Here is a 24492-nt window from a genome sequence, read left to right as displayed (position 1 = left end):
CTGCGCGGCCCGGCCCGATTGGGCGAGGGTTTACGACGATTTTGCTAAAACCAAAGGGTTCTTGTCTTAATCAAGATTAAGTGATCGTAAAACAAAAGCCCGGCCGTCGCCGGGCATTATTTTTTCTGCGCATGGTGAATTTGTTGACTACTTTATTGGTATGATAAATCGACTAAAGAAGTCCCATAGGGGGTACGAGTGCTAACGAATACACCTGCTTCACTTCCGCTCACCTTGGCACCGCAGTCATTCCCGTCCAACAATGTGAGTGACATTGACAAACAGGGATCTTCGGGAACTGGAAAAAATATTGGCACGTCTTTTTCAGGCCATATGATCAATGAATTCTCAGAGGCATGTTCGGGTACACCGTCGTTAATGCCTGATTCCGACGATGTTGTTGATTCAAAGTCGACAACCGCCAGTGACGAGCCAATAGTTCGCCGTTCTGTTGCCTCTGCTGACGAGCTTTGCAGGAGAATCCGCCTATTGACTTCTTCAACTTTCAGGCCGTCCAAGAGAGCAAACATTTCGCTTCCGGTTATAAGAGAAGAGGATGCTCATGATCCTCAGCCAGATATGGTACGGAAAGGGTATATCCTGGATTTATATGGAAAATACGATTTCCGAGAATTGCGCATTAAACAGATACGGCAACATTTACACCATGCACTGGAACCATTGCTATCTCTGTTAGCTGATGACAAAAATGAAAACAGCGTCGGCAGGCATAAGAGGAACCCCCTTGTAGTGTCAGTCGATATGCGGGCTTATGAACAGGGAGAGTTACCTTCTTTAGGGCCCCATTTTGCTTCTCTGCTTAAATACGAGGCTAATGATCCCTCCTACCCCTATGTATTCTGGAACATTGAAACAGGTTGCATTACGGTTAACAACTTGCTTCTGATCCGTTCCATTATGCCGGCTTTTTGATTGCCTGTTCCGTTTAAAAAAACAGTGCCGCAAAACACCCGCAAACGGCCATTACCAGTAACAGCTTTTTCAGTGTGTCTGGCTTGGCCTTAATGGCAAACTTCACCGAACCTGCTGTCGTTTTTGTTCGGAAACCCGAATTTTTCAATTATATAAATCTATTACAGTTATTCTTTTAATTAATTTTGATGTTCGATGGTTTGGTCGTATTCTTTATCGGGTGAAAGGCACACTTTAAACCAGCAAGATGACCCAAAAGGAAAATCAAATGACTCAATCTCTGATTAACACTGTGATCAAGCCATTCAAAGCCACTGCTTTCCACCATGGCGAGTTTGTTGATGTGACCGAACAGAGCCTGCTGGGCAAGTGGTCTGTGGTCTTCTTTTACCCAGCTGACTTTACCTTTGTCTGCCCGACGGAACTGGGTGATCTGGCTGACCATTACGAGAAGCTGCAGTCCCTGGGCGTCGAAGTATACTCCGTGTCAACGGATACCCACTTCACCCATAAGGCATGGCATGACAGCTCTGAAACCATCAAGAAAATCCAGTTCCCGATGATCGGCGATCCAACGGGCACCATCACCCGCAACTTCGGTGTGATGATTGAAGAAGACGGCCTGGCACTGCGTGGCACCTTTGTAATCAATCCGGAAGGTGAAATCAAGGCCATCGAAACCAACGACCTGGGTATTGGCCGCTCTGCTAAAGATCTGGTTCGTAAGGTACAGGCTGCCCAGTACATCGCTGAGCATGACGGCGAGGTTTGCCCGGCGGCATGGCAACCAGGTGAAGAGACTCTGGCGCCTTCCCTGGATCTGGTTGGCAAGATCTAAATAATAGATTGTCGCTGATCGCCTGCCCGGACAGCCAGTCCGGGCAGGCTCAAAGGCTGACCAGGAATATTGAGTAAACCGTTGTCCAATATTCCTGGTCAGCTTTAAAGAGGCTTATCCGGGAAGCCGGATCAGAAATAGCCTGAGAAAAGAAAGTAAGAAACCATCTTTCGCCTTATCAATATCTTTTTACCATAAATAGGGGGCAACCATGCTTGACACAAATATGAAAACTCAGTTACAGAGCCATTTGAAAAACCTGAAAACAGCCGTTGAACTGGTGCTATTCCTGGACGACAGCGACAAGTCAGCCCAAATGGCATCCCTGGCCAACGACATTGCCAGCCTGTCTGACAAGGTATCTGTCGCTAAATCAGATAACAGCAATGAGCGCAAACCCTCCATGCTGGTTTGCTCAGCGGCAACGGGCAGTGAAATCCGCTTTGCCGGCCTGCCCATGGGCCATGAGTTCACCTCTCTGGTTCTGGCGCTGCTGCACAGTGGTGGTCACCCCATTAAGGTGGATGATTCGGTGGCAGAGCAGGTAAAAGCGCTGGAAGGTAACTACCGTTTTGAAACTTACGTTTCCCTGAGCTGTCAGAATTGCCCGGATGTGGTGCAGGCGCTGAACATCATGTCAGCCCTGAATCCAAACATTACCAATGTGATGATTGATGGTGCTTTGTTCCCGAACGAAGTGGACGAACGGAAAATCATGGCCGTGCCATCGGTTTACCTGAACGGTGAACTGTTTGCCCAGGGGCGTATCTCTGTGCAGGAAATCCTGAACAAGCTGGATACCGGGGCTGCCCGGCGTCAGGCAGAAGCTATCGCGGAAAAAGCACCGTTTGATGTGCTGGTGGTTGGCGGTGGCCCTGCCGGTGCCTCTGCGGCCATCTACAGTGCCCGTAAAGGCATTCGTACCGGTATCGTGGCAGACCGTTTCGGTGGCCAGGTGATGGACACCGTTGGCATTGAGAACTTTATCTCCGTTAAGGCAACGGAAGGCCCTAAACTGGCGGCGAGCCTGGAAGAACATGTCCGTGACTATGACGTGGATATCATGACTCAACAGCGTGCCAGCCGGATTGTGGCAGCGGAACAGGTGGGCGATCTGCTTCAGGTTGAGCTAGAAAGCGGGGCAACATTGCAGAGTCGCTCACTGGTTATCGCTACCGGTGCCCGCTGGCGGGAAATGAACGTTCCCGGTGAACAGGAATATCGGGGTAAAGGCGTCGCCTATTGCCCACACTGTGATGGCCCATTGTTCAAGGGGAAAAAAGTCGCTGTCATTGGTGGGGGTAACTCCGGTATTGAAGCCGCAATCGATCTCGCCGGTATTGTTGAGCATGTAACCGTTCTGGAGTTCGACAGCAAACTGAGAGCGGATGAAGTGCTGCAACGCAAGGCTCGCTCCATGGGTAATATCGATATCATTACCGAAGCGCTCACCACTGAAGTGTTGGGCGATGGTGAGAAGGTGACCGGGCTGCGTTACACCGATCGGGCAACGGATCACAGCAATACGGTTGAGCTGTCTGGTATTTTTGTTCAGATCGGTCTGGTACCTAACGCCGAGTTCCTCAAGGGAACTCTGGAATTGAGCCCACGTGGTGAGATTATCGCCGGTGCCCAGGGGGAAACTTCTCTGCCCGGCGTGTTTGCGGCCGGTGACGTGACCACCGCACCTTACAAACAGATCATTATTGCCATGGGCGGCGGCGCAAATGCTGCACTGGGTGCTTTTGATTACCTGATCCGTACGCCAGAGCCACATCATAAGAAAGCGGCTTGATGTCGCTACAACCATATCGTGACATAAAACAAGTAGTGGTGACATAAAACAACAACTTTGACAAAAAAGACCCCGGCAACAATACTTCAGGTGTTGTTTGACCGGGGTCTTATGTATGTACCGTAGAAAACTCGGAAAATCGAAGGTTAACAATATTCACCGCTTCGTTAGCCACAAAAACGCTTCCACCATTCTCACCGAATCGACACTTGAATTTCACGGTTGTTACCCACTTGAATACGACTATGATGTCATATCCTTTGAATCTCAGCCGGAGGGTTATGAGTATATCTATGAAAACAAGGTTCACAGGTATACGCCTGACTATTTATCTCGGATGAAAAACGGTCAAGAGCCGTATATAGAGGTTAAACCATCAAGGATCGCAAAGCGAAAAGATTTTCTGGATCGCTTTTACTGCATGCAAGAAGCTGCCAGAAAATCAGGCAGGGATCTGCTGCTGTGGACAGAAGACCACATTCGTAAACAGCCTTATCTTGATAACCTTCAGATTCTCCATAAATACAGAACTCCTGATGCTATAACTGCTCAGCATAGGAAGGTTTTGGCTACCGCATCTTCATATTCTAATGAAGAAATAAGTATTCATGAACTTGCTTGCTCCTCAGGTATCGAAATCTCTCAGTCTCTGTCTGTCATCTTTGACCTCATTGCAAGAAATCTACTGGCTTCAGAGCTGAGCGATACTGCTCTAACCAAAAAAACATTGGTAGGAATCAATCATGACTATTGTTCAAAGATTTACTGAAGGTACAGTATTCAAGCTCTTTCCTGTGACAGAAACTGAACAAGAGCTACTGTTGAGGGTTGAAAGTAGAACGAAAGATCAGCTATCTCTCACAAACTTGCTTCAGGGTGGAGTTGCGGTTTACAGAAGCATTGAAGAGGTTGAGTCCAGCCTTGCAGAAGGTCGGGTTGAGTTTGTGATTAATAGCCCGGACAGCCAGGATGAGTTTTCGCTTTCTGAAGATCTTGCGAGTCTGCCCAAAAAGCAAAGGGAAGAAGTGGTTCGTCGCTTTAAATACATATCAAGATTAAGGGCATCGGTAAAAACCTGGACTGATAAATCGTTAACCCCTCTGATACCGGCAATTGCTAAAGAGCTAAATGACTCTAACCCTCCTGGTTGGAGAACGCTCGCCCGATGGAATGAGTCTTTCTGTGCTAATGGCCAAACAGTTAAGGGTTTGTTCACTAATGCTATGAAACAAGGCAATCATACTGGACGACTTGGAAGTGCAGTGGAAGAGTTTATTAAAGAAGCCATTGATACCTACAAAACAAAAGAAAAAATTTCCATTCATGAGGCTTGGGATAATCTTGATGGGTTTATAACAAATGCTAATAAAAAGCTACCTAAAGAAAACCAGTTAAAGACTCCAAGCTATGAGATATTCAGGCAGAGAATTAAAACCGAATCTCCATATGAAGTAATGAAAGCACGGGAGGGCAAAAGAAAAGCAGATATAGAATTTGCATCCGTTGGCATGTCTCTAAAACTTGAACGTGCCTTACAGCGAGTTGAGGTAGATCATACAAAGCTTGATGTTTTTGTGCTCGATGATGAAAGTCGGTTGCCTCTTGGAAGACCATGGCTTACTACTTCTATTGATGCCCTATCTCGATCTATTACCGGAATCTATATCGGCTTTCATCCACCCAGTTTTTTATCATTAACAAAACTACTGAAATCAATAATTATTCCTAAAAATCATATTAAAGAACGATATCCCAATATAATGAATCCATGGGTATGTTCAGGAGTGCCAGAGCTTTTTGTTTTTGATAACGGAAAAGAATTTTGGTCAAAAGATCTTGAGATCGTTCTGGCTGAGCTGAATATTCAGACACAATATAATCCCGTTCAAAAGCCATGGCTGAAAGGTAAGATTGAACGCTTATACGGAACTATTAATAAGAAATTACTGATGAGCTTACCGGGGAAGACCTTCAGTAATATCTTCGAGAAAGGGGATTACGACCCTGAAAAGAATGCAGTGATTACGTTCAGTACTTTTCTCGAAATTCTTTATACCTGGATTGTTGATGTTTATCAGCAACAACCCGTTGCTAAAGGCACCATTATTCCTGATCTTGCCTGGAAAGAAGGCATTCTTGATTTTCCCCCACGCCACGTTGATCCGAAACGTTTAGATATTATTTTGGGCAGAACCAAATACAGTAAGCTGCGCCGTGGTGGTGTGCAGTATTCAAACTTGCACTATGACTCTGATGAGCTTACCAGACTCAGAGGCAAGATTGGAAGCTCGCAAGTTATGTATAAGGTTGATCCTGATGACCTTGGGCATATCCATGTGTTTGATGAATCTGAACGAAAGTACATCAAAGTTCTGGCTGTTGATTATGAAAACTATGCCAAAGGACTCTCAGAGTGGCAGCATAAAGTTCATAGAAAATACGCTCGTAAGTATATTCGAGAAAAATATAGGCATGACGACGTGGTGGCAGCCCGCGATGCGATTCGTGAGTTAATCGAGCGAGAGATTGATAATTGGGAAAACCGTGGCAGAAAAGGCAAAGCAGGCGCAACAGCAAAAGCAGCCAGATATGGCAAGGTTGCTGATGATTCTACTGGCTCAATAACGGGTATAGCCAATTCTCAACAGAGTAACCCTTCTTCAGAAAGTCGGGAACAGAACAAATCTGATGATAGTTTGAAAGTGACTATAGACAGGTCAAATTGGGTTACTACAAAAGGTGGAGAATGATGCGTCAGGAATTGACTGAACAGCAAAAAGCAAAGATTAAAGAGATTAGAAACACGAGAGTCTGGATGGACTTCCATCTGAGCGTGATTGATGAAATGTATGACTGTAAAGATCTATCAAAGTTAGATGGAGAACCAATTTGTATGGCTATTTATGGAGATACAGGCGCTGGGAAAAGTGAGATGATGGAGATGTTTAAAAATGACCATAAGCGCTATGAAAAGGTGAACTCCACGGTGATACCGGTTGTTTATACAGTGCTACCTCCCAAGGTCTCTGGAAATGGGTTGTTAAGGAAAATAATCAAATCTATGGGCCTTGGGATCGAAGATTATAAAGATTTTGAGTTTGATGACCTGATGGAAATAATCGTTGAAATGGTCGATAAGCTGGGTGTGGAACTCTTCATCATTGATGAAGCGCAGGGGCTTCTTGAACATGACACTCGGAAGCATCTTTATGAAGCCACTGAATGTATCAAGGCGCTGATCATTGCAACGAAGAGGCCTGTTATTCTTTTTGGCCTTCCATGGTGTATTACTGCGATAGAGTACAATCCACAGTTGGCCAGCCGTTTTCTTAGAAGACGTTTTCTTGCCCCGTTCAAGATATCTGATGAAAAGTCGAGAGCAGAGTACTTCGCATTTCTTGATGCACTTGATGACGCGTTCGGTTTTGAGAAAAAAGCGGGTCTTGGTGAAAGCAAAATAGCTTTGAGGTTATTTGCTGCCAGTCGAGGAAATTTGCGAGTACTGAGGGGGATTATTGACCAAGCAGCCACTTATGCAATATCTGAAAACGCTTCAATGATAACATATGATCACCTTAAAAAAGCATGCTCAGTATGCTGCCCTGCTTGCAATGCTTTTAATATAGAAAGCCTTAAAGATGTTGAGTTTGTTGAACTGGCAAAACCTTCCTACTGGGATAAAAATGCCAGGAGAGGGCAGAATCCTGTGGTTGAACAGACATTTACGCCTGGGCAGAAGTTGTCAGAGGCTTTGTCTGCATGTTGACTTATTTAATTTGAAAGATCCATCTTAAAGACTTTTTCTCAATTTGTGTCAGAGAGGCACTGACTTGGATCTGAACTATCTGAACTATCTGAACTGGCGGTGGTACAATGCGACGCTGAGCAGGTAAATGTCAGTTCAGATCTTGGTTACTACATCTAACTCAAACTATATATACCCCAATCCAGTCTTGAAACAGTAGAAGTGTAGGGTGTTTTTCTGAGTATACTTTGACATTCATCGTATGCAGTCCACGATATTCAGTACCTTCTTTGTTAACGACATTTTGGTAGTTAGGGAGGCCGTTACGCCCTCCTCGCTGCATGTTGATATAGTCTGTAGATGAGCTTTCGCCAGCCTGATTCTGATCTCGAGCTTCTTTTCCGTGATTCTGTTTTGTAAAAATTACCTTTAACCCATGATGGTTGTTCACAAAGTAAGTTGGGGCACTAACATGAAACTGAAGGCTTAAATGCTTGTTAAGAAATTTTGAGACAGAATGATATTTCTTCCACTCACCACCTTCCTCAAACTCACACCAGTAAGTTATTTCTGAACAGTTTTTGATTTGTGTAAGACCATCAATCTGTTCTTTCCACTCAGTTGGGATTGGCAGGAGACGTTGATACTCCAAGCTTTGCAAGTGCCTCATTTTGTAATTCAGCTTATTACCATCTTTGTCTGAAATATTGGGAGTAACAAAATAATCTGGCTCACCAGATTTGGTTTTTACGCTTTGATAGGATTCTGGAAAGTCAATAAATGAAAACAGGTTTTGCCCCATCATTGCATGATTTGCTGATGCCAGCCCTTGCAGTTTGGATGCTAGATCAACATTTAACCCCTGAGCAGTAATCTCGCTAGCTTCACCGAAGCCAAAATTGGTCCAGAGAACCCCATCATCATCTCCAAAGTCGATGCCAACTCTGACAGCCATATCAGTTGTAGTGCCAAGCTGATAATCCAACTCTGGAAATATGTGCTCCTTCATAGTAAATCGGATCAATGCAGCAGCATTAATAGCATCAGCTATGGCATTTTCCTTACTAGTGTTGAGCCCCCCAAAAAAAGCCATGAGTGCGTCACCCATGAAACGATGGGGATGCCCATCCAAGCTGCGAACCACCTCCACCGCAGCTTGCAAAATCCGGTTTTTTACAAAGGCTGTTCGCTGAATATCCATCAGAAGATTGAGCCTTGTACTGCCTTTAATATCAACAAACAGGGTCACAGCGTAGTGGTGTCTGAAGTCACCGGATGCTTTCAAATATGCAAAGTCCGGGTGAGGACCAACACCCTGTCTATTGACACCAGCTTTACCGAAATGAGGCCTAAGAGCTTCTTGGTAAGCAAACTCAACATCAGACCGTACGGGCATTGAATCTGAGGATCTAATGACCGTACCACTACTGGCACTTTCATACACCCCTTCCATTGAGGGGTGGTTTGTTGCCAGATTTTCTGCCTGATAATATTCGTCGCTGAAAAACTTCTTTGTTATTGAGCGTAGATCCGTTTTGCTATTTCCCAAAATTACTTTCCTTCCTTAATGCTAAGGGGCTTACCCAAATTTACGCTGTCTGGTTGGTATAGGGGCTGCAGTTCAGCTGCCCCAATTAATATCAGTAGCAGTGCTCCAGCAAAAATCAGTATCTTTATGTACTTTTTGGCAGCGCTTAAATTGAGAAATTTATCCCTTGTAATCTGAGCCAGAACGAACGATTGATAAGACAGGTCCTCAAGTATTTCAGAAGGCTTGCGTTCTGCAACCGCTTTTGCATATCCCGCTGCGCCGCCGTTGAAATTTGCTACTAAAGGGAATCCGATAAGCGACTCATTTGCACCTGGTGTTGTATCAGGAAAAATGACATGAAATGAATGCCAAATTGACATTAGCAGGCTTCCAGCAGAGACAATTCCCAGTAGCCCTAAAATGGTCTGGTACAAGGGGTGGGAATGTAGACTTAGTATCATAGAAGCGTGAGTCATCAGCATTGCGAATGCTGCTGCGCTGAAAGAGAGAATTACACCTGCTTTGGTGTTAGCAGAGGAAATATAAATATCAAAGCGCTTGATTACCTCCCACTGGATGGCTACTCGGCTATCGTTCGTCTGTTCTTTCATGATCCTTGATTATTTCGTTTGGCAATTCAACTTGCGTACTGGTATATACAACATAAATAGTGATGCTTTGTATGCTATTAGTCGTACATTGAGTCAAATCTCTTAAATTTCAAGGTGGATCTAACTGATAAATTACCGCGATTAAAACACGACAAACTGCACAAGATCAATCTAACTGCCCGCATACTGCAGGGCGATCTCATTTGGCACTAACTTTCAAATAATTCCTTGAAGCAGTAGTGTTCTGTATTCGTCATCCGCTGCCGCCATGATGCGCTTGTTCTTGATTCCAAGCTTTAAAGTAGCCTCCTGCTTCAGCAAGTTCAGAGCCATTTGTCTAAATATCGCCATATTTTCTGGGCCAAAGCCCTTTCTAATACGACATTCGTCTTCTCTAAAGCCAATGTCGAGCACCCAGTGCAGGTTGTTCTCCACGGACCAATGAGATCGCACTGAATTCATGAAGTGCTCGGCATCTGTGGTTAGGCTGGAAATAAAATATCGACGCTCAATACTTACCTGATCGCCTTCATGACGCTCACCTTCAACAACCCCTATCATGGCGAGATCTTTCCAGTCTTCACGCTGGACAAGCCAATGAATATCGGCACTTGTCCAACAGCGACGTATTTCTATTCGTCCATGACCCTTTTCTACCGTTTCATGAAAACTTGCGTTTTCAGGTAGCTTTTCCTTTGTCGCCAGATCATCAAGATAAAGCTTGATATCATCGTGCAGGTGCTGCTGGTTTCCTTTCACAGCCAGCAGGTAGTGAGCGTTTTTATCTCTGATTTTTTCAGCGATCGCTCTTTGACAGCCCATAGCGTCAGTGCTGACAATACACCCGCTGATTTCTAACATATCGAGAAGTGCTGGAATGGCGGTTATCTCATTAGACTTGGCTGCTGTTTTAAGCTGTCCAAGCACCATGCCTGTTTGGCTGGCCCACGCGTTAACCATGTGAATGGCGGCCTTGTTATCACCTTTATCGTATGAGCGTCGTAGTGTTTTTCCATCAATAGCGATGACTTCATCATGAGTACGCTCAGCAATTTGTTTAACCCAGGTTATAAAACATTGGCGGAACTCATCTGGATCAAGTCGTTCAAAAACTCGAATAAATGTGTGATGAGATGGGACGCCATGAGGCAGAGGGATATAAAGCTTTAGCCAGGACTTCTTTTTCTTGGCAAGTTCTGAGACCATCTTCCAATCTTCAGCGCCACACGTGATCATGCAGACAGCCATGAAAACAAGGTCTGACAGAGGATATCGATGATTATCCGCACGAATTTCAGTCAGTTCGGAAAAAGTATCCAAGAGGGGCATATGTGGCATCCTTAGTCTTTGAGCGGAGAATGCCATATCTTTTGAGTTGTTTTATTGTCACAGGACAAAGTAGGTTAGTGCCAAATGAGATCGCCCTGCCGCATACTGCTTGAGCCTGCGTTCCATATCCTCCACAATAACGACTAACGTCGTAAGTCAAGCGTTTGTGCCAGCCGAACACCTCTGCACAGCCGCATTCCTACCTTCAGAAATTCAGAACACTCTATGTCTCAATCCCATAACAACCTTGCTGCTTTCATCTGGTCTGTTGCTGACCTGCTGCGGGGGGATTTCAAACAGTCCCAGTATGGTCGGATTATCCTGCCATTTACCCTGTTGCGCCGTCTGGAATGCGTGCTGGCACCGTCGAAAGCATCGGTGCTGGTCAAGTATGAGCAGGTGAAAAGCATGAATCTGCCCACGGATGGTAAGGAAAAAATGCTGCTGCCAGCCACCCGCACACCGGAGAATCCCCAGGGCCTGACCTTCTTTAACACCTCGCAGATGGATCTTTCCAAACTGGGGCAGACCGGGATTAAAGACAACCTGGAAAACTACATCCAGTCCTTCTCCAAAGATGCCAGGGAGATTTTCGAGCACTTCCGCTTTGAAGAATTTATCGATGCCCTGAACGCCAATAACCTGTTGTTCAAGGTGGTGAAGATGTTCGGCACCATCGACCTTAGCCCGGCGGCAGTGTCTAACCATGAAATGGGTCTGGTGTTTGAAGAGTTGATTCGTCGTTTTGCGGAATCTTCCAACGAAACCGCCGGGGAACACTTTACCCCACGGGATATTGTCAAGCTGACCACCGCCCTGGTGTTTATGGAAGACGACGATGCCCTGAACAAGGAAGGGGTTATCCGCACCATTTATGACCCGACGGCAGGTACTGGCGGCTTCCTGTCGTCCGGTATGGAGTATGTGTACGAACACAACCGGGATGCAGTGATGCGTGCCTTTGGTCAGGAGCTGAACCCGGAGTCCTACGCCATTTGTAAGGCGGATATGATGATCAAGGGGCAGGATGTCAGCCGTATCAAGCTGGGCAACACCCTATCCAACGATCAGCTGAGCAACGACACCTTTGACTATATGCTCTCCAATCCGCCCTTCGGCGTGGACTGGAAGAAGATCGAAGGCACGGTGAAAGATGAGCATGAATTCAAAGGCTTTGATGGTCGTTTTGGCCCCGGCCTACCACGAGTGTCCGACGGTTCGCTGCTGTTTCTGATGCACCTGATCAGCAAGTTCCGACCTATCACTTCAGAGAACCAGAATCCAAGCCGTATCGGCATTATCCTCAACGGTTCGCCACTGTTTACCGGCGGTGCAGGCAGCGGTGAGAGCGAGATTCGCCGTTATATTCTCGAAGCCGATCTGCTGGAAGCCATTGTCGCCCTGCCTACGGATATGTTCTACAACACCGGCATTGCTACTTACGTGTGGGTGCTGAGCAATAAGAAAGCCAACGCCCGCAAGGGTAAGGTGCAGCTGATTAACGGTGCCAAGCTGTTTGGCAAAATGCGTAAATCCCTTGGCTCCAAGCGCAATCTGATGAGTGATGACGATATTCGCACCATCACCCGTAACTTTGGTGCCTTTGAAGCCACCACAGAAGATAAATTCGCCGCCAAGATTTTTGATACCCATGAATTTGGCTACCGGCGTATTACGGTGGAGCGTCCGCTGCGACTCTCGGCTCAGTTTACTGAAGAAGCTGTAGCGGGCCTGCGTTTTGCGCCCAAACCTTTTAACAATGTGATGCGCTGGGTGTATGAGCAGCATGGTGATGACTGCTACCAAGGGCTAAACGACGAACAGCAAATCGCCATTCGTCAAAAGATTAAAAAAGACTTTACCGGGCTGAAAGAAAAACAGATCAAGGAACTGCTGGACACCAAACTCTGGAACTTCCAGAAAACACTGATGGAGAAAGCGGCAACCCTGCACCAACAGATTCGTAGTGACCGGCACGACGACTTTAACGAGTTTGAAGCCCTGCTGAAAAAGGCGACGAACGCCAACAGCATCAAGTTGGATACCAAAGAGAAAAAGCAGCTGCTGGATGCCATTACCTGGACCAATCCGGAAGCAGAGCCGGTGATCAAAAAGGTTCTGAAAGAAGAAGCGCAGCCGTTGTATGGAGCCTTTGAATATAAGGGCAAAGTCGTTGAATTTCAGACCGATGGCGATCTGCGGGATAACCAGAATATTCCCCTCAATCCGTCTATTAGCACCAGCACCCTGATCGAAACCTACTTTAACCGGGAAGTGGCACCCCATGTGCCGGATGCCTGGATTAATGCCGACAAGTGCGATGAGCAAGACGGCGAGATCGGTATTGTCGGTTATGAGATTCCCTTTAACCGGCATTTTTATGTGTACCAGCCGCCACGGGCACTGGAAGCGATTGATGCGGATTTGGATGCGGTCAGTAAGCGGATTATGGGGCTGCTTGCGGAGGTGCATTCATGATTGCTGGTGAGTACAAAGCCTATCCGGAGTATAAGTTTTCTGGTGAGGAATGGTTAGGAGAAGTCCCAACAGGCTGGAATGTTATGCCATGCCGCTCAGTAGTAACAAATATTACAGAAAAAAATGAGGGGGCTGTTGACCAAAACTACCTTTCTCTGATGGCAAATGTCGGAGTTATTCGATATGAAGACAAGGGTGATGTAGGCAACAAGAAACCTGATGATCTGAGTAAGTGTAAAATTGTCAAGAAAGGAAACCTTGTGATCAATAGCATGAATTACGCTATTGGGTCATATGGAATGTCCAATTACGACGGGGTGTGTAGTCCCGTCTACATAGTGCTTGATACAAGCGAAAAAGTTATAGAGAAAAGATTTGCACTGCGTGTTTTTGAAAACAAGCCATTTCAGCAACATTTGGCAACTTTTGGGAATGGGATATTAGAACATAGAGCTGCTATTGGCTGGGATGACATAAAAGGAGCTTACATTGCCTTGCCTTCACAGAGTGAGCAACTCGTTATCCTAAATTTTCTCGACCACGAAACCGGCAAAATCGATACCCTGATCGAAGAGCAGAAAACCCTGATTCGTCTGTTGCAGGAAAAGCGTCAGGCGGTAATCACCCATGCCGTTACCAAGGGGCTGAACCCAGATGTGAAGCAGAAAGATTCTGGTGTGGAGTGGCTTGGGAAGGTGCCAGAGCATTGGGATGTATTACCGATGCAACGAGTGTTGTACGGTATTGAGCAAGGAAGCAGCCCTGTTGCCAATAACCAAGCTCCATGCCAAGGTGAATATGGTGTTCTTAAAATCAGTGCAGTTAAGAAAGGCTGTTTTATTCAAGAAGAAGCCAAAACTCTCGATTCTGAAAACGTCTTTGAATCTCGTTTTGCAGTGAAGCAAGGCGACTTATTGTTAACTCGTGCAAATACCCCCAGTCTTGTGGGTGATGCATGTTTTGTCCGGGAAGAGCCAAAAACACAGATCATGCTTTCAGACTTGATCTATCGCTTAAACACTAACCCTAAAATTCATGCTGAATACCTATGCTTTTGGCTTCAATCAGACTTTGGACGTTTACAGATAGAGTTAGATGCTCGAGGTTCGAGTATGACAATGGCGAAAATTTCGCAAGGGCATATTAAATCTTGGCTTGTGGCATTGCCTCCACTGTCGGAACAGAAGGAAATCGTTAGTGCTTTGCATGACAAGGTGGAGGCTTTTTCCCAAATTGAGCAGGAAGCATTTGGGCTTCTTGAGATTCTCGCCGAGCGTAGGATAGCCCTGATCTCCGCCGCCGTCACCGGTAAAATAGACGTCCGTGAATGGACATCTCCGACAGAAAAAGAACAACCACCCAAAGCGGTACAAGCAGTATGAGCAAGGACGCATCGGTAGAGCTGGTTTTCCAGAATGACATCATCACCCAGATGCAGACCAATGGCTGGCAGCTGGGTAAACCGGAACACTATGATCGGGCAGCGGCACTTTACATTGCCGATGTGCTGGCGTTTGTGAAAGGTACCCAGCCCAAAGAGTGGCAAAAGTTCTGCAAGGTCTATCCGCAGGGTTCCGAGACGCACTTTATCAAGCATCTGGAAGAGCAGCTGAAAAAAGCCAACCCCAATGCCATTGATAAAGAGCTGCGCAGTTATGGCACCCTGGGCGTGTTGCGCCACGGCCTAAAGATTCGCAATGCCCGTTTCAGCCTGTGCCAGTTTATGCCGGAACATAATCTGAACCCGGAGACGCTGGCTCGTTATCAAGAGAATGTCTGTCGTATTGTGCCGGAGCTGGTTTACAGCCCATACGCCACGGCGGAGCACCTGACGGAAACCGGCAAAAAGGCAAAAGCCTGGCGCATTGACCTGGTGCTGTTTATCAATGGTCTGCCAGTGGCAACGCTGGAGCTGAAATCCGAATTCAAACAGTCCGTAGACCGGGCCGTCAACCAGTACAAAACCACCCGTCTGCCCAAAGACCCGGAAACCGGCAAACCCGAGCCGCTGCTCACCTTTAAACGCGGCGCACTGGTGCATTTTGCCGTGAGCCAGTACGAGGTGTATATGGCGACCCGGCTGGATGGTGCCAATACCTTCTTCCTGCCGTTTAACAAAGGCACAAAAGAGGGTGGTGCGGGCAATGATATTCCTGAAAATGACGATCAGTATGCCACCGGTTACCTGTGGAACGAGGTGCTGCTGCCGGATAATCTGCTCAATATTCTGCACCGGTTTATCCATCTGGAAATTGAAGAGAAAGAGCACGCCGATGGTCGTAAATTCAAGAAAGAGACGCTGATCTTCCCCCGTTATCACCAGTGGGATGTGGTACGTAAGCTGATTGGTGCCGCAAGGGATGAAGGCACCGGCCAGAAATACCTGATTCAGCACAGCGCCGGTTCCGGTAAATCCAACTCCATCGCCTGGACTGCCCATCAGCTTTCTACGCTTTATAACGAACGGGGTGAGAAGCAGTTTGATTCGGTGATCGTGATTACTGATCGCACCGTGCTGGACAGCCAGTTGCAGGACACCATCTACCAGTTTGAACACGCCGATGGGGTGGTGGGGCGCATCAATAACAAGGAGGGGGAAGGCAGCTCCAAATCCGAGAAACTGGCGAAGGCGCTGGAAACTGCCCAGCCGATTATTATTGTCACCATCCAGACCTTTCCGTTTGTGCTGGATGCCATTGCCGATAGCATCAGCCTGCAACAGCGTCGTTATGCGGTGATTGCCGATGAAGCCCACTCTTCACAGACTGGCGATACCGCCAAGCGGTTGAAGCAGGTGTTGATGGTGGATGGGGAAGCCAAAGACCTGGAACTGTCCTCAGAAGACAAGCTGAATGCTTCGGTAGCGGCTCGTCGTCATAACAGTAATCTGAGCTATTTTGCTTTTACTGCGACACCGAAAGCGAAAACGCTGGAAACCTTTGGTCGTTTGCCGAATCCGGATGCACCGCCGTCGATCAAGAATATCCCGGTCGCCTTTCATGTGTATTCCATGCGTCAGGCCATTGAGGAAGGCTTTATTCTCGATGTGCTGAAGAACTACACCAACTACAAGGTGGCCTACAAACTTGCCCAGAAGCTGGAAGCAGCAGACGAGGAAGTGGACAGCAAAAAAGCGAAGGTGAAGCTGAACCGCTGGGTGCGGTTGCACGATTACAATATCTCCCAGAAAGTGCGGGTGATTGTGGATCACTACCGAACCCATGTGATGGGGCTGCTCCACGGGCAGGCGAAAGCGATGGTGGTGACCAGTTCCCGTAAGGAAGCGGTGCGTTACAAGCTGGCGTTTGATAAGTATCTGGCGGAGGAGAAGAGTTCCATTCAGGTGATGGTGGCGTTCTCCGGTGAAGTGGAGTTTTCGGCAGATGATCCGGATAGCGCCTTATTACTGGATCAGAAGTTTACCGAGAAGAATATGAACCCGGGCCTGAAAGGTCGGGAGATGCGCAAGGCGTTTAATACCGACGATTACCAGGTGATGCTGGTTGCCAATAAGTTCCAGACCGGTTTTGACCAGCCCAAGCTCTGCGCTATGTATGTGGATAAGCCGTTGGGCGGCGTGGAGTGTGTGCAGACCCTTTCCCGTTTGAACCGGACCTATCCGGGGAAGAAAGAAGGCGGCACTTTTGTACTGGATTTTGTCAATGAGCCGGAGGAGATTCTGGCATCGTTCCAGCCTTACTATCAGACGGCGGAGCTGTCGGATGTATCTGACCCGGACAAAATCTTTGAGCTGTTCAATAAGCTGCGGGAGAGCGGCATTTTCCAGTGGAACGAAGTGGAAAAGTTCTGCGATGCCTTCCTCAGTAAAAACAAGAGCAATGCCGCCATCAGCAATATCTGCAAACCGGCGGTGGAGCGTTGGCAGAAACGGTACAGCTCTGCCGTGGAAGAATATCAGAAAGCCCGAAAAATCTTCGAGCGTACCAAAGCGGCAACCAATGATGCGGTGCTGTTAGCTAATGCGGAAAACAGCATGAAGGAGTGCAAGCAGGAGAAAGACCGACTGGAGATTTTCAAGAAAGATCTGGGCAGTTTTACCCGGTTTTATGAGTTTATGTCCCAGATTGTGGATTACGATGACCTGGAGCTGGAAAAGCTCAGCCTGTTTGCCCGCTTCCTGCGCCCGTTGTTGCGGGAGCGTCGGGTGGATGAGGACGATATTGACCTGACCAATGTGGAGATGAGCCATTACCGGTTGTCGAAAATTCGAGAGCAGCATCTTCAGCTGAGAGAAGACAGCGAAGACGACAAGCTGGAGCCGGGCAATGATATCGGTTCTGCCAAGGCGAAGGACAAGAAAGAAGAGTTTATGTCGCAGATTCTGGAGCGGCTGAATGATCTTTTTGTGACGGATAATCTTACCGACAAGGATATGATCAACTATGCCTACACCGTGCGGGATAAGCTGGCTGAGAACGCCACGGTGATGAAGCAGATTGCCAACAATACGGCGGAACAGGCGCTGCTGGGTGACTTCCCTCAGGCCATTGATGATGCGGTGATGGAGAGCAGTGAAGCGCATCAGGAGATGATGTTGCAGTATCTGTCGAATCCGGAGCTGGCGAGAGGGTTTGCCCGGGTGGTGTTTGATTTGTTGAAGCGGTGAGCTGCGCTTTTGATCAGGGCGGTAGCAGTCGTAGGGCTGCTACCGCGAGCTTGATGGCACGAAAATTTTATGTTGTTGGTAATCCCAGTTTGTCAAAGAAAGCCCTATTTCTCTCCTTGGCAGACTGTACCAGCTGGTTATAGGAAATCACTTCGATAAAGGCACTGTAGCTTTTGCTGTAGCCAAAATATCCCATGTGATCATGGGTTGGAGTCAGGTCAAAAATTCGGCAACGTTGCACAACGGTTGGTGTCAGGTCGCAGATGATGTAGCAAAAGCCAGGAATATCACGTGAATTGGGGATGAGCTTACCAGTAGCCGTTTTTGTCTGCCCTTCGCGTACACGATCGAGATAGTTCAGAGCCTGTTCTATCGGGTCTTTCTCTTCACCGCTTTTGGCATCATTTCGCATTGGGCGTTTAATTTCAACGACCGTGATTGAGGCCAGTGGCAATGATTTTTTATCGGATACCAGAATTGGATTATCACAAACATTGAGAGCACAAAGATCCGGTTCCTTTCCAGATTCGCTCCCGGTAATTGGCATGGAGGTTAAGGGTTTGTCAGAAGCCAGATAGTCATGAAATGCCAGCCTCTCATCAATGAGCCATAAGTTACAGGCATCCAGTGGTGTCTGTGTTGAATCCTTCTGCATGGGCATTATTAACTGGTGTATCAGGTCTTCGCGGGCATATTTGCCATTATCTAACTGCTCAATGTTCTTTTCGAGTAAATCAATGATAGTGCGCCGATGGCTAACGTAGTTAGTCAAGTCTGATTGCTTGAAGTCATTGGCTTTTTGCAGGTAATCACTAAGCCGACTTTGATACTCTTCAAAGTTGCTCTCGACGACGGGATTCATGATTTCATGCCCTTCATCTAAAAGAGCACTTTCCACCTCGAAGTATTGTCTATGCAGGTGTAACTCAAGGTCTTTGTCGGATATTTTGGGGTCAACCGTGAGTTCACTCTCATTCATATGGCTGATAATGGATCGGTATCGAGGAGCTTTATGCGCTACAAATGCATCCACCCGCTCTCTGCCTGCCTTCATGTTCTCCTGAAGATATTCTGAGAGATACTCCTTGGTTTTGCTGACAACAGTATCCCTGATTTCACTGAGGGAAACTTCTAAATCACTGGTCAGGTCGTCAATATTTTCTGGGATGTTGAAGGCAGTTCTCTCAGAGCGCACATGCTCATCAAGATACGGTGAAGTTACGTAGCAGGCATAGGTGAATTTACCATCATTGTCGGATATTGTGCCAAAGAGACCAGGTACTTTCTTACTAATGAACTCTTCTTTTACAACCCTGCCGGCAGCGCAAAGGAACATGGAGTGGTTTTTATTCACACTTGCCCGAAACTTGATATGAGTGAGTTCGAAACTGTGCTCCTTTATTTTGACTGGTTCGCTCGTTGCTTTTGAGTGCATGCACTGGTCAAAAATAGTACTGAGGTTAATGGTTTCAGAACCGTCCTTCACAACGATGCAGGGTATAGTTGGGTTTCTTACGAAATACCAGAGGCAGTGTTCGAGTAAAGCTTCTGCTATCGCGGAAGCCGTTTTGCGGCAACTTGAGAAATAGGTTTTATCAAAGCCATCCAGGGTTAATACTGTACGTGCTGTTTTGTCACTCACATCAGCAACGGGTTCTGACTGAACACCGTTCTGTGCCGAAAATGAAAACTGCCGTTGGTGGAAGTTGCCGTTATGATGAAAAATGCTGTCAACTTTGGCCAGATCAAATGCTTTCAACCACATCAGGCGACCAATGCCTCGACAACCCTTATCGATTTTGTGGTCGGAATCCAAGGTTTCAAACGATGTCATGTTAGCATCATTAAAACCAACACCATTATCTGTGATGATGAAGCCTTTAATGATTTCCTGCTCAGCCTCTTTCCCTGAGTGCATTTGCTGCTGAGGGTTACGGACAATCTCAAGGGTAATCTGGCCTGTTGATAGCCGATCGGCTTCTTCGAGGGACTGGATCGAGTTAACAACAGCTTCAAAAACCGGCAACAGTCCATGGGACTTAGGTAAACTGGTGTTGCGCAACCTTCCGGCAAGATTGGTATGAAGACTCATTGGCACTCCCTTGGAAACAGCCTGCATCGTTGTTTCTCTCTATTCGCAGATCATATCAGACAAGATAATTCATGCTCAAAGAGAATAGACCTTATAACCAGTTATGTATGACGCAAAGTAGGTAATCACAACTAAATTTTCTCGTCTTGAATCAGCTGGGCAATATTTTTCTGCTTGCTAAGAGATAAAGAGAAAATATTCATGAGAGCTGTGGCTAACCAGTCTTCTTCACATAAGAAATAACAGGTAGGCACACCCAGCTCATCCGACAACCGTTTCAGCGTGGCAAAGTCAGGAGCATGTTTACCCTTTTCGTACTGGTTCATTCGCGAACTGGCAGAAAACTCATCAATCCCGGCAAGCACCCCTAACCTCTTCTGTGACAACCCTTTTGCCAGCCGCGCTTCCTTGAGACGCTTCGGGAGCGGTGACAAGGCTTCCGAGCTTCGGTTGCTCATAATAATCCTAGCCATAAAAGCTAAGATAATCTGAGTTTTAGTTGTGGTACGATACTAAGGAATACTTAGATATTGTGATGTAGAGCAATGAACAGCCATAAACGTAAAAGTTATTCTCTGGCCTTTAAGATTCAGGCCGTTGAGCGTTATCTGGAAAATGAGAAAAACCTCAAAGCTACCGCTGCTGAATTGGATGTTCATCCGGCAACGATGAAGCACTGGGTTCAAAAGGGTGTTGATGGTTTGAGAGAGCAGTTGGTGAGCCCTATCTCTTCCAGGGAGATTGAAATCAAGCGATTGAAAAAAGAACTTGGTCGTTTAGTAGAAGAGAATGAGATTCTGAAGAAAGCCGCACGTATGTTTGCAGCTCAGAGCTGAGTCTGCTGACAATCCGGGCGGATAAAAAGCATCTATAGTAATGCTCAGATATCCTGAGTATGGTGCTTATGTTTCTGATCCGCCCTGATCCTGAATACGATGAATCGCTGGAGAGCTACATCATTCGGCTCGCTAAAGACAATCGCTTCAGGGTAAAGAAGCTCTTCCCCTACCTGGGAAAACTCCTGCAAAAACAACATGGCAAACTGGCTGGTGTCATGGCTACTGAGCTTAGCCGTTTTAACCTCTATCATGCCAATACATCATCCAGTAAACCATACTGGGCACTTCATCTACTGTCTGAACTGTGCTGCAAAGAGCGTATGCCCTTGCTGGAGATGGCGGTGCTAAAAACATCTCGACGTTTTGGTGAAAAGCATACGGCACTGTTTTGGAAAGGTTTAGATATACACAGACTCTTTTTCCGGTCAGAAGGTATTCCGATATGCCCTCAATGCTTGAAGGAAAAGCCCTATATTCCAGTTTTCTGGCATATCTCTCTGGTGCGGGCTTGTCCAAAACATCAGGCTTTATTGATTGATTCATGCCCTCAGTGCGGTCTGAAGATTGACTATATTCATAACGGCGAATTGCTTACGTGCCCTTGTGGCTTTGATTTATCAACGGTAGTGGCTAAGCCTGCAAGAGCAGAGCTGGTCAGGTTGGCAGAACAGATTTACGGCTTCAAACCTGAGAGCGGTGAGCAGGGAAATTTGCTTTTCAGGGACTCAACGACTGAAGCTGTTTTTGGAGCGGTGTTGTGGTTCAGGCAGTGGGTAGAAAAAGAAAGTGATGACTTATCGCTGGTTGATGATGCTTTTCTGCTCCGTTGCATTGAATTTTTTGACGATTGGCCATCGGCATTGATTTCACGGCTGGAGACACTGGCTTTTGAAGGCCTTGAGTATTCTGAGCGCTCTATGAAGGGCACTTCATTCCGTTCGATTTTTGGTGCTCTGCTGAAGGTAAGTCGATATCTCCCGGATGAACGGCTGGAAACCAATGAAGTGCTTAAAACGGTATTTTCATTTCTTGATCAGATTGTTTTTCAGGAGGGGCACCCGTACTCGGAAATATCCCTCACTCTGCTGGATAGCTTTGAAGCTTGTGTGATTTTAGGGGTAAGTATCAGGCAGCTGGCACGATTGATTGAAGATGGGTTACTCCATCCGTGCAAACAGCTAAAAGATAAAGAGGAGATTAATCCTGCAACGCCATTGTTCAGACTGAAAGATGTTTTCGTTTTATGGTCAGTGGGTTTTCAGTCAAGACACTCTAACCGCAACCTCTATCTCTCAAGGTGGTAAGCATGAAAATACTGGGTGACCTTTTGAAGGTGGAGATGGAGGAAAAGGATGAGTGGAATGAAATGTTAAAGAGAGTTTTTTTCTCTGATGTGCCAGTTGTGATTGATGGACACGTTACTGAGACCCTCATTATTTTGACGAATTTGACGCGCTCAAATGCAGATAAGGCAGACCTGGACGATGAAGCAGCAGCCAAAGAGTTATTGAAGAGTGATCAGTGGCATGCTGACATCATTGAAACCGCACCCTGGGTGACGACCCATTACCTTAAAGATCCAAACAGTCGCGCAACCGGTTGTGCTCGTTGGTTTCCTGAAAATTATGGGGAGGATGGAGAAAAGTACCTTGGCTGGTCTCATAACGCTAACAAAGTATCAAGGAGTCACTTTTTAGCGACAGAGTTTTTCTGGAATAACAGAGTCACCTCATTGTTTGAGGCGTTCTCAAAAGAAGACGGTAGCCCGTTAATTGATGAGCTGAGCGTTCTGGGAGTTTCAGCAGAGAAAGTTCAACAGCTCAGGGAATTATGTCGGGGAGGAATGTCCAACAGTCTTCCAGATTTTGTCAGTCCTGAAAGCAAGGTATTACTATTTCCTGATGGGAAGGGTGAGTACGTTGCCGTGACTCCTCTAGTCGCAGCGGGTGTTCAGAGATGGGTACATAATCTGGTCACTAATCCTGATATCAGAAGTCGCCCGGTATTTTATGCACGGCCATTACTGGTGAGTAGTTTCTTGGGAACGTGTAGCGGTAAATTATATTGCTTTCACTATCTTCCCAGATTAGGGAAGCGGGATCATAAGCTTGAAGACAGTCTTCATCGTTGGCGGACTAAGAGGCATCTGCTCAGTGTTGGATGTATTTTTCAAAAGAAGAATCTGGCTTTTTTGCTGCACTGCTCTCTGGGTAAGGTCGTTGTTGAGTCAGAAAAACAGAGGGAAGATCGTTTAAAACAGGAGGCTGTTTGTATTGGAGCGATTATTGAAGAACTCTTTTCAAGGCTAAGCATGTTAAGGGCTCACTACCTGGCTGGTGAGAGCCAGATTGGCCAGACACTTGAAGGAACCATTGAGCTGCAGCTGATACAGGGGAGCTTAAGGGATATAGATGAAGCTGTTGAATATTTTCTATCACAGCTAAACGATGTATTGGAACAAACGGGGTATTCCGTTCAGCTGGCATATCACCCAAGGTTATTGCCTATATTTGAAAAGGGAATAAAAGAAACAATAATCAAAATCGCTGAGCCTATTGAACCCGCTGATATTAAAGGTCAGTTTCTTCACTTCAAACGACTGGTGGCGTACGACGCGAACGCAAGAAGTAATCCATACATATTAGCGCTACCAGCCTTAACAGCGTGGGCTGGGTTGGTACATGCCTTTTTATGTAACCTTGGGTATGAAAGCGGTCAAACCGATTTCCGGTTTGCTGTCATTCTTCGGAAATACGGATTAAATAAAGGGCATCCCCTGCCAGAGCAGGAAGTTAAGCATGGGAAAGTATTGAATGGCCCAATTATTGACCGTAGAAGTTGTGATCTTGAGTTTGACCTGATGATACAGCTGCCACGCTCTTCGAAAGAGGTTGATTTAGGTGAAGATAATCTATTTGGCTGCATGCCTTCGAGATTTGCTGGCGGAACACTGACTCATCCTATCGAAGGAACCTACGGGCAGTGTGACCTCTATCAATGCTGTGCAGTTTATCGTTCTCTGGAAGAACTATCGGGTTCACTTTGCCAATTGCCAAGCTACGCAAGAATCATCTCATCTGTCTGTGAAAGCCCTGGTAAGCATGAACTGATAAGTCTGCTATCCGAAGGCAAAGTACTTCCCATAGGCTCCGGATTCCGGTTTCTGGGAAATCCCACTGTCAGGAAAGGTATTGAAGGCTACTCCCACGCTTTTGCCTATTCTGATATGTCAGTGATAAGGCTTACATCCGTACACTCGATAAATCCACTTGATCGTAGCTTTTGGTCTATGAATTACAGTGACTCTGGTATAGCTATTTCTGTGGAGCAGCATACCCATGGCAGATAAAGTGAAACCGTGTAAACAAAATATGGAAGTGCCGACATGATTTGTCGGTACTTTGATAATGACATAAAACCTGCATCCCGTTCCCACGGTACCCCGTGGGAATGCATACCGAACCTCTCGGAAAATTAGAGCCCCCATTAAACTCTCATGATTCCCGTTAGAAACAGGTTGTTAGGTTGTTCCACACCCTGCAGGCTCGGGTATGCATTACCACGCAGGCTTGGGAGGGGGGTGAACTGTATGGGTATTAGCGCTTTTCTGCACTATGCACTAGTACACGGTTTCAATGCAATTGATGGGCTCCTTCATTGACCTCCTAAGTCCG

16 protein-coding genes and 1 pseudogene are annotated in these 24492 nt (G+C 46.5%); 11 read left to right on the top strand and 6 right to left on the bottom strand.

What is annotated here, in order from left to right; all coding sequences use genetic code 11:
- Nucleotides 1-152: 152 nt before the first annotated feature.
- Nucleotides 153-530: a hypothetical protein gene (locus tag KDK15_RS16400; RefSeq protein ID WP_257296465.1), complete on the bottom strand. Its 378-nt coding sequence runs from the start codon at nucleotides 528-530 to the stop codon at nucleotides 153-155.
- A 671-nt stretch (nucleotides 531-1201) separates the two neighbouring features.
- On the opposite strand from KDK15_RS16400, the gene ahpC reads away from it, so the two are divergent.
- From ahpC to KDK15_RS16375, 5 genes are all read left to right on the top strand, one after another.
- Complete coding sequence (gene ahpC, locus KDK15_RS16395) at nucleotides 1202-1771, top strand: alkyl hydroperoxide reductase subunit C (protein WP_257296464.1); 570 nt, start codon at nucleotides 1202-1204, stop codon at nucleotides 1769-1771.
- A 211-nt stretch (nucleotides 1772-1982) separates the two neighbouring features.
- A complete protein-coding gene (gene ahpF / locus KDK15_RS16390) occupies nucleotides 1983-3566 on the top strand; it encodes an alkyl hydroperoxide reductase subunit F (protein ID WP_257296463.1) in 1584 nt (527 codons plus the stop codon).
- A 115-nt stretch (nucleotides 3567-3681) separates the two neighbouring features.
- Nucleotides 3682-4335: a TnsA endonuclease N-terminal domain-containing protein gene (locus KDK15_RS16385; protein WP_257296462.1), complete on the top strand. Its 654-nt coding sequence runs from the start codon at nucleotides 3682-3684 to the stop codon at nucleotides 4333-4335.
- The gene (locus tag KDK15_RS16380; protein ID WP_257296461.1) at nucleotides 4310-6316 is read left to right on the top strand and encodes a transposase family protein; all 2007 of its coding nucleotides are present in this window, start codon (nucleotides 4310-4312) and stop codon (nucleotides 6314-6316) included. The genes KDK15_RS16385 and KDK15_RS16380 overlap by 26 nt, the downstream gene beginning before the upstream one ends.
- Nucleotides 6313-7332: a TniB family NTP-binding protein gene (locus KDK15_RS16375; RefSeq protein WP_257296460.1), complete on the top strand. Its 1020-nt coding sequence runs from the start codon at nucleotides 6313-6315 to the stop codon at nucleotides 7330-7332. The genes KDK15_RS16380 and KDK15_RS16375 overlap by 4 nt, the downstream gene beginning before the upstream one ends.
- A gap of 160 nt (nucleotides 7333-7492) precedes the next feature.
- Here KDK15_RS16375 and KDK15_RS16370 read toward each other — a convergent pair whose 3' ends face one another.
- The 3 genes from KDK15_RS16370 to KDK15_RS16360 form a co-directional block, all read right to left on the bottom strand.
- The gene (locus KDK15_RS16370) at nucleotides 7493-8860 is read right to left on the bottom strand and encodes an adenylate/guanylate cyclase domain-containing protein (RefSeq protein WP_257296459.1); all 1368 of its coding nucleotides are present in this window, start codon (nucleotides 8858-8860) and stop codon (nucleotides 7493-7495) included.
- Between the two features lie 2 nt (nucleotides 8861-8862).
- Complete coding sequence (locus tag KDK15_RS16365; protein ID WP_257296458.1) at nucleotides 8863-9453, bottom strand: hypothetical protein; 591 nt, start codon at nucleotides 9451-9453, stop codon at nucleotides 8863-8865.
- Between the two features lie 216 nt (nucleotides 9454-9669).
- Nucleotides 9670-10782, bottom strand: a complete 1113-nt coding sequence (locus KDK15_RS16360) for an ISAs1 family transposase (RefSeq protein WP_257296457.1) — start codon at nucleotides 10780-10782, stop codon at nucleotides 9670-9672.
- Nucleotides 10783-11007: 225 nt separating this feature from the next.
- Here KDK15_RS16360 and KDK15_RS16355 point away from each other — a divergent pair, with 225 nt between their 5' ends.
- Genes KDK15_RS16355 through KDK15_RS16345 form a run of 3 tightly spaced genes read left to right on the top strand, consistent with a single transcriptional unit; the run spans nucleotide 11008 to nucleotide 17887 of the window.
- Nucleotides 11008-13260 (top strand): class I SAM-dependent DNA methyltransferase, encoded by a 2253-nt coding sequence (locus KDK15_RS16355; protein WP_257296456.1) that lies wholly within the window; start codon nucleotides 11008-11010, stop codon nucleotides 13258-13260.
- Complete coding sequence (locus KDK15_RS16350; protein WP_257296455.1) at nucleotides 13257-14642, top strand: restriction endonuclease subunit S; 1386 nt, start codon at nucleotides 13257-13259, stop codon at nucleotides 14640-14642. Before KDK15_RS16355 ends, KDK15_RS16350 begins: the two co-directional genes overlap by 4 nt.
- Nucleotides 14639-17887 (top strand): type I restriction endonuclease subunit R, encoded by a 3249-nt coding sequence (locus KDK15_RS16345; protein WP_257296454.1) that lies wholly within the window; start codon nucleotides 14639-14641, stop codon nucleotides 17885-17887. The genes KDK15_RS16350 and KDK15_RS16345 overlap by 4 nt, the downstream gene beginning before the upstream one ends.
- A gap of 67 nt (nucleotides 17888-17954) precedes the next feature.
- Here the strand turns inward: KDK15_RS16345 and KDK15_RS16340 are convergent, their stop codons facing one another.
- Both KDK15_RS16340 and KDK15_RS16335 read right to left on the bottom strand, forming a co-directional pair.
- Complete coding sequence (locus KDK15_RS16340; protein ID WP_257296453.1) at nucleotides 17955-19979, bottom strand: hypothetical protein; 2025 nt, start codon at nucleotides 19977-19979, stop codon at nucleotides 17955-17957.
- Between the two features lie 131 nt (nucleotides 19980-20110).
- On the bottom strand, nucleotides 20111-20437 hold the full coding sequence (locus KDK15_RS16335) for a helix-turn-helix domain-containing protein (RefSeq protein ID WP_257296452.1): 327 nt from the start codon (nucleotides 20435-20437) through the stop codon (nucleotides 20111-20113).
- A gap of 87 nt (nucleotides 20438-20524) precedes the next feature.
- Here KDK15_RS16335 and KDK15_RS16330 point away from each other — a divergent pair.
- The 3 genes and pseudogenes from KDK15_RS16330 to KDK15_RS16320 all read left to right on the top strand — a co-directional run.
- Nucleotides 20525-20788, top strand: a pseudogene (locus tag KDK15_RS16330) (transposase); the annotation flags it as partial.
- 95 nt (nucleotides 20789-20883) lie between these two features.
- Nucleotides 20884-22122: a TniQ family protein gene (locus KDK15_RS16325; RefSeq protein ID WP_257296450.1), complete on the top strand. Its 1239-nt coding sequence runs from the start codon at nucleotides 20884-20886 to the stop codon at nucleotides 22120-22122.
- A gap of 2 nt (nucleotides 22123-22124) precedes the next feature.
- On the top strand, nucleotides 22125-24167 hold the full coding sequence (locus tag KDK15_RS16320; protein ID WP_257296449.1) for a type I-F CRISPR-associated protein Csy2: 2043 nt from the start codon (nucleotides 22125-22127) through the stop codon (nucleotides 24165-24167).
- The last annotated feature ends 325 nt before the right edge of the window (nucleotides 24168-24492 follow it).

This window comes from Endozoicomonas sp. YOMI1 (assembly GCF_024606345.1).
Taxonomy (GTDB): Bacteria; Pseudomonadota; Gammaproteobacteria; order Pseudomonadales; family Endozoicomonadaceae; genus Endozoicomonas.
This window is presented reverse-complemented; position numbering and strand designations above follow the sequence as displayed.

Coding starts and splice junctions, on each gene's coding strand:
- KDK15_RS16400 (WP_257296465.1), bottom strand. CDS start 530: ATGTTTGCTCTCTTGGACGGCCTGAAAGTTGAAGAAGTCAATAGGCGG.
- ahpC (WP_257296464.1), top strand. CDS start 1,202: ATGACTCAATCTCTGATTAACACTGTGATCAAGCCATTCAAAGCCACT.
- ahpF (WP_257296463.1), top strand. CDS start 1,983: ATGCTTGACACAAATATGAAAACTCAGTTACAGAGCCATTTGAAAAAC.
- KDK15_RS16385 (WP_257296462.1), top strand. CDS start 3,682: ATGTACCGTAGAAAACTCGGAAAATCGAAGGTTAACAATATTCACCGC.
- KDK15_RS16380 (WP_257296461.1), top strand. CDS start 4,310: ATGACTATTGTTCAAAGATTTACTGAAGGTACAGTATTCAAGCTCTTT.
- KDK15_RS16375 (WP_257296460.1), top strand. CDS start 6,313: ATGATGCGTCAGGAATTGACTGAACAGCAAAAAGCAAAGATTAAAGAG.
- KDK15_RS16365 (WP_257296458.1), bottom strand. CDS start 9,453: ATGAAAGAACAGACGAACGATAGCCGAGTAGCCATCCAGTGGGAGGTA.
- KDK15_RS16360 (WP_257296457.1), bottom strand. CDS start 10,782: ATGCCCCTCTTGGATACTTTTTCCGAACTGACTGAAATTCGTGCGGAT.
- KDK15_RS16355 (WP_257296456.1), top strand. CDS start 11,008: ATGTCTCAATCCCATAACAACCTTGCTGCTTTCATCTGGTCTGTTGCT.
- KDK15_RS16350 (WP_257296455.1), top strand. CDS start 13,257: ATGATTGCTGGTGAGTACAAAGCCTATCCGGAGTATAAGTTTTCTGGT.
- KDK15_RS16345 (WP_257296454.1), top strand. CDS start 14,639: ATGAGCAAGGACGCATCGGTAGAGCTGGTTTTCCAGAATGACATCATC.
- KDK15_RS16340 (WP_257296453.1), bottom strand. CDS start 19,979: ATGAGTCTTCATACCAATCTTGCCGGAAGGTTGCGCAACACCAGTTTA.
- KDK15_RS16335 (WP_257296452.1), bottom strand. CDS start 20,437: ATGAGCAACCGAAGCTCGGAAGCCTTGTCACCGCTCCCGAAGCGTCTC.
- KDK15_RS16325 (WP_257296450.1), top strand. CDS start 20,884: ATGTTTCTGATCCGCCCTGATCCTGAATACGATGAATCGCTGGAGAGC.
- KDK15_RS16320 (WP_257296449.1), top strand. CDS start 22,125: ATGAAAATACTGGGTGACCTTTTGAAGGTGGAGATGGAGGAAAAGGAT.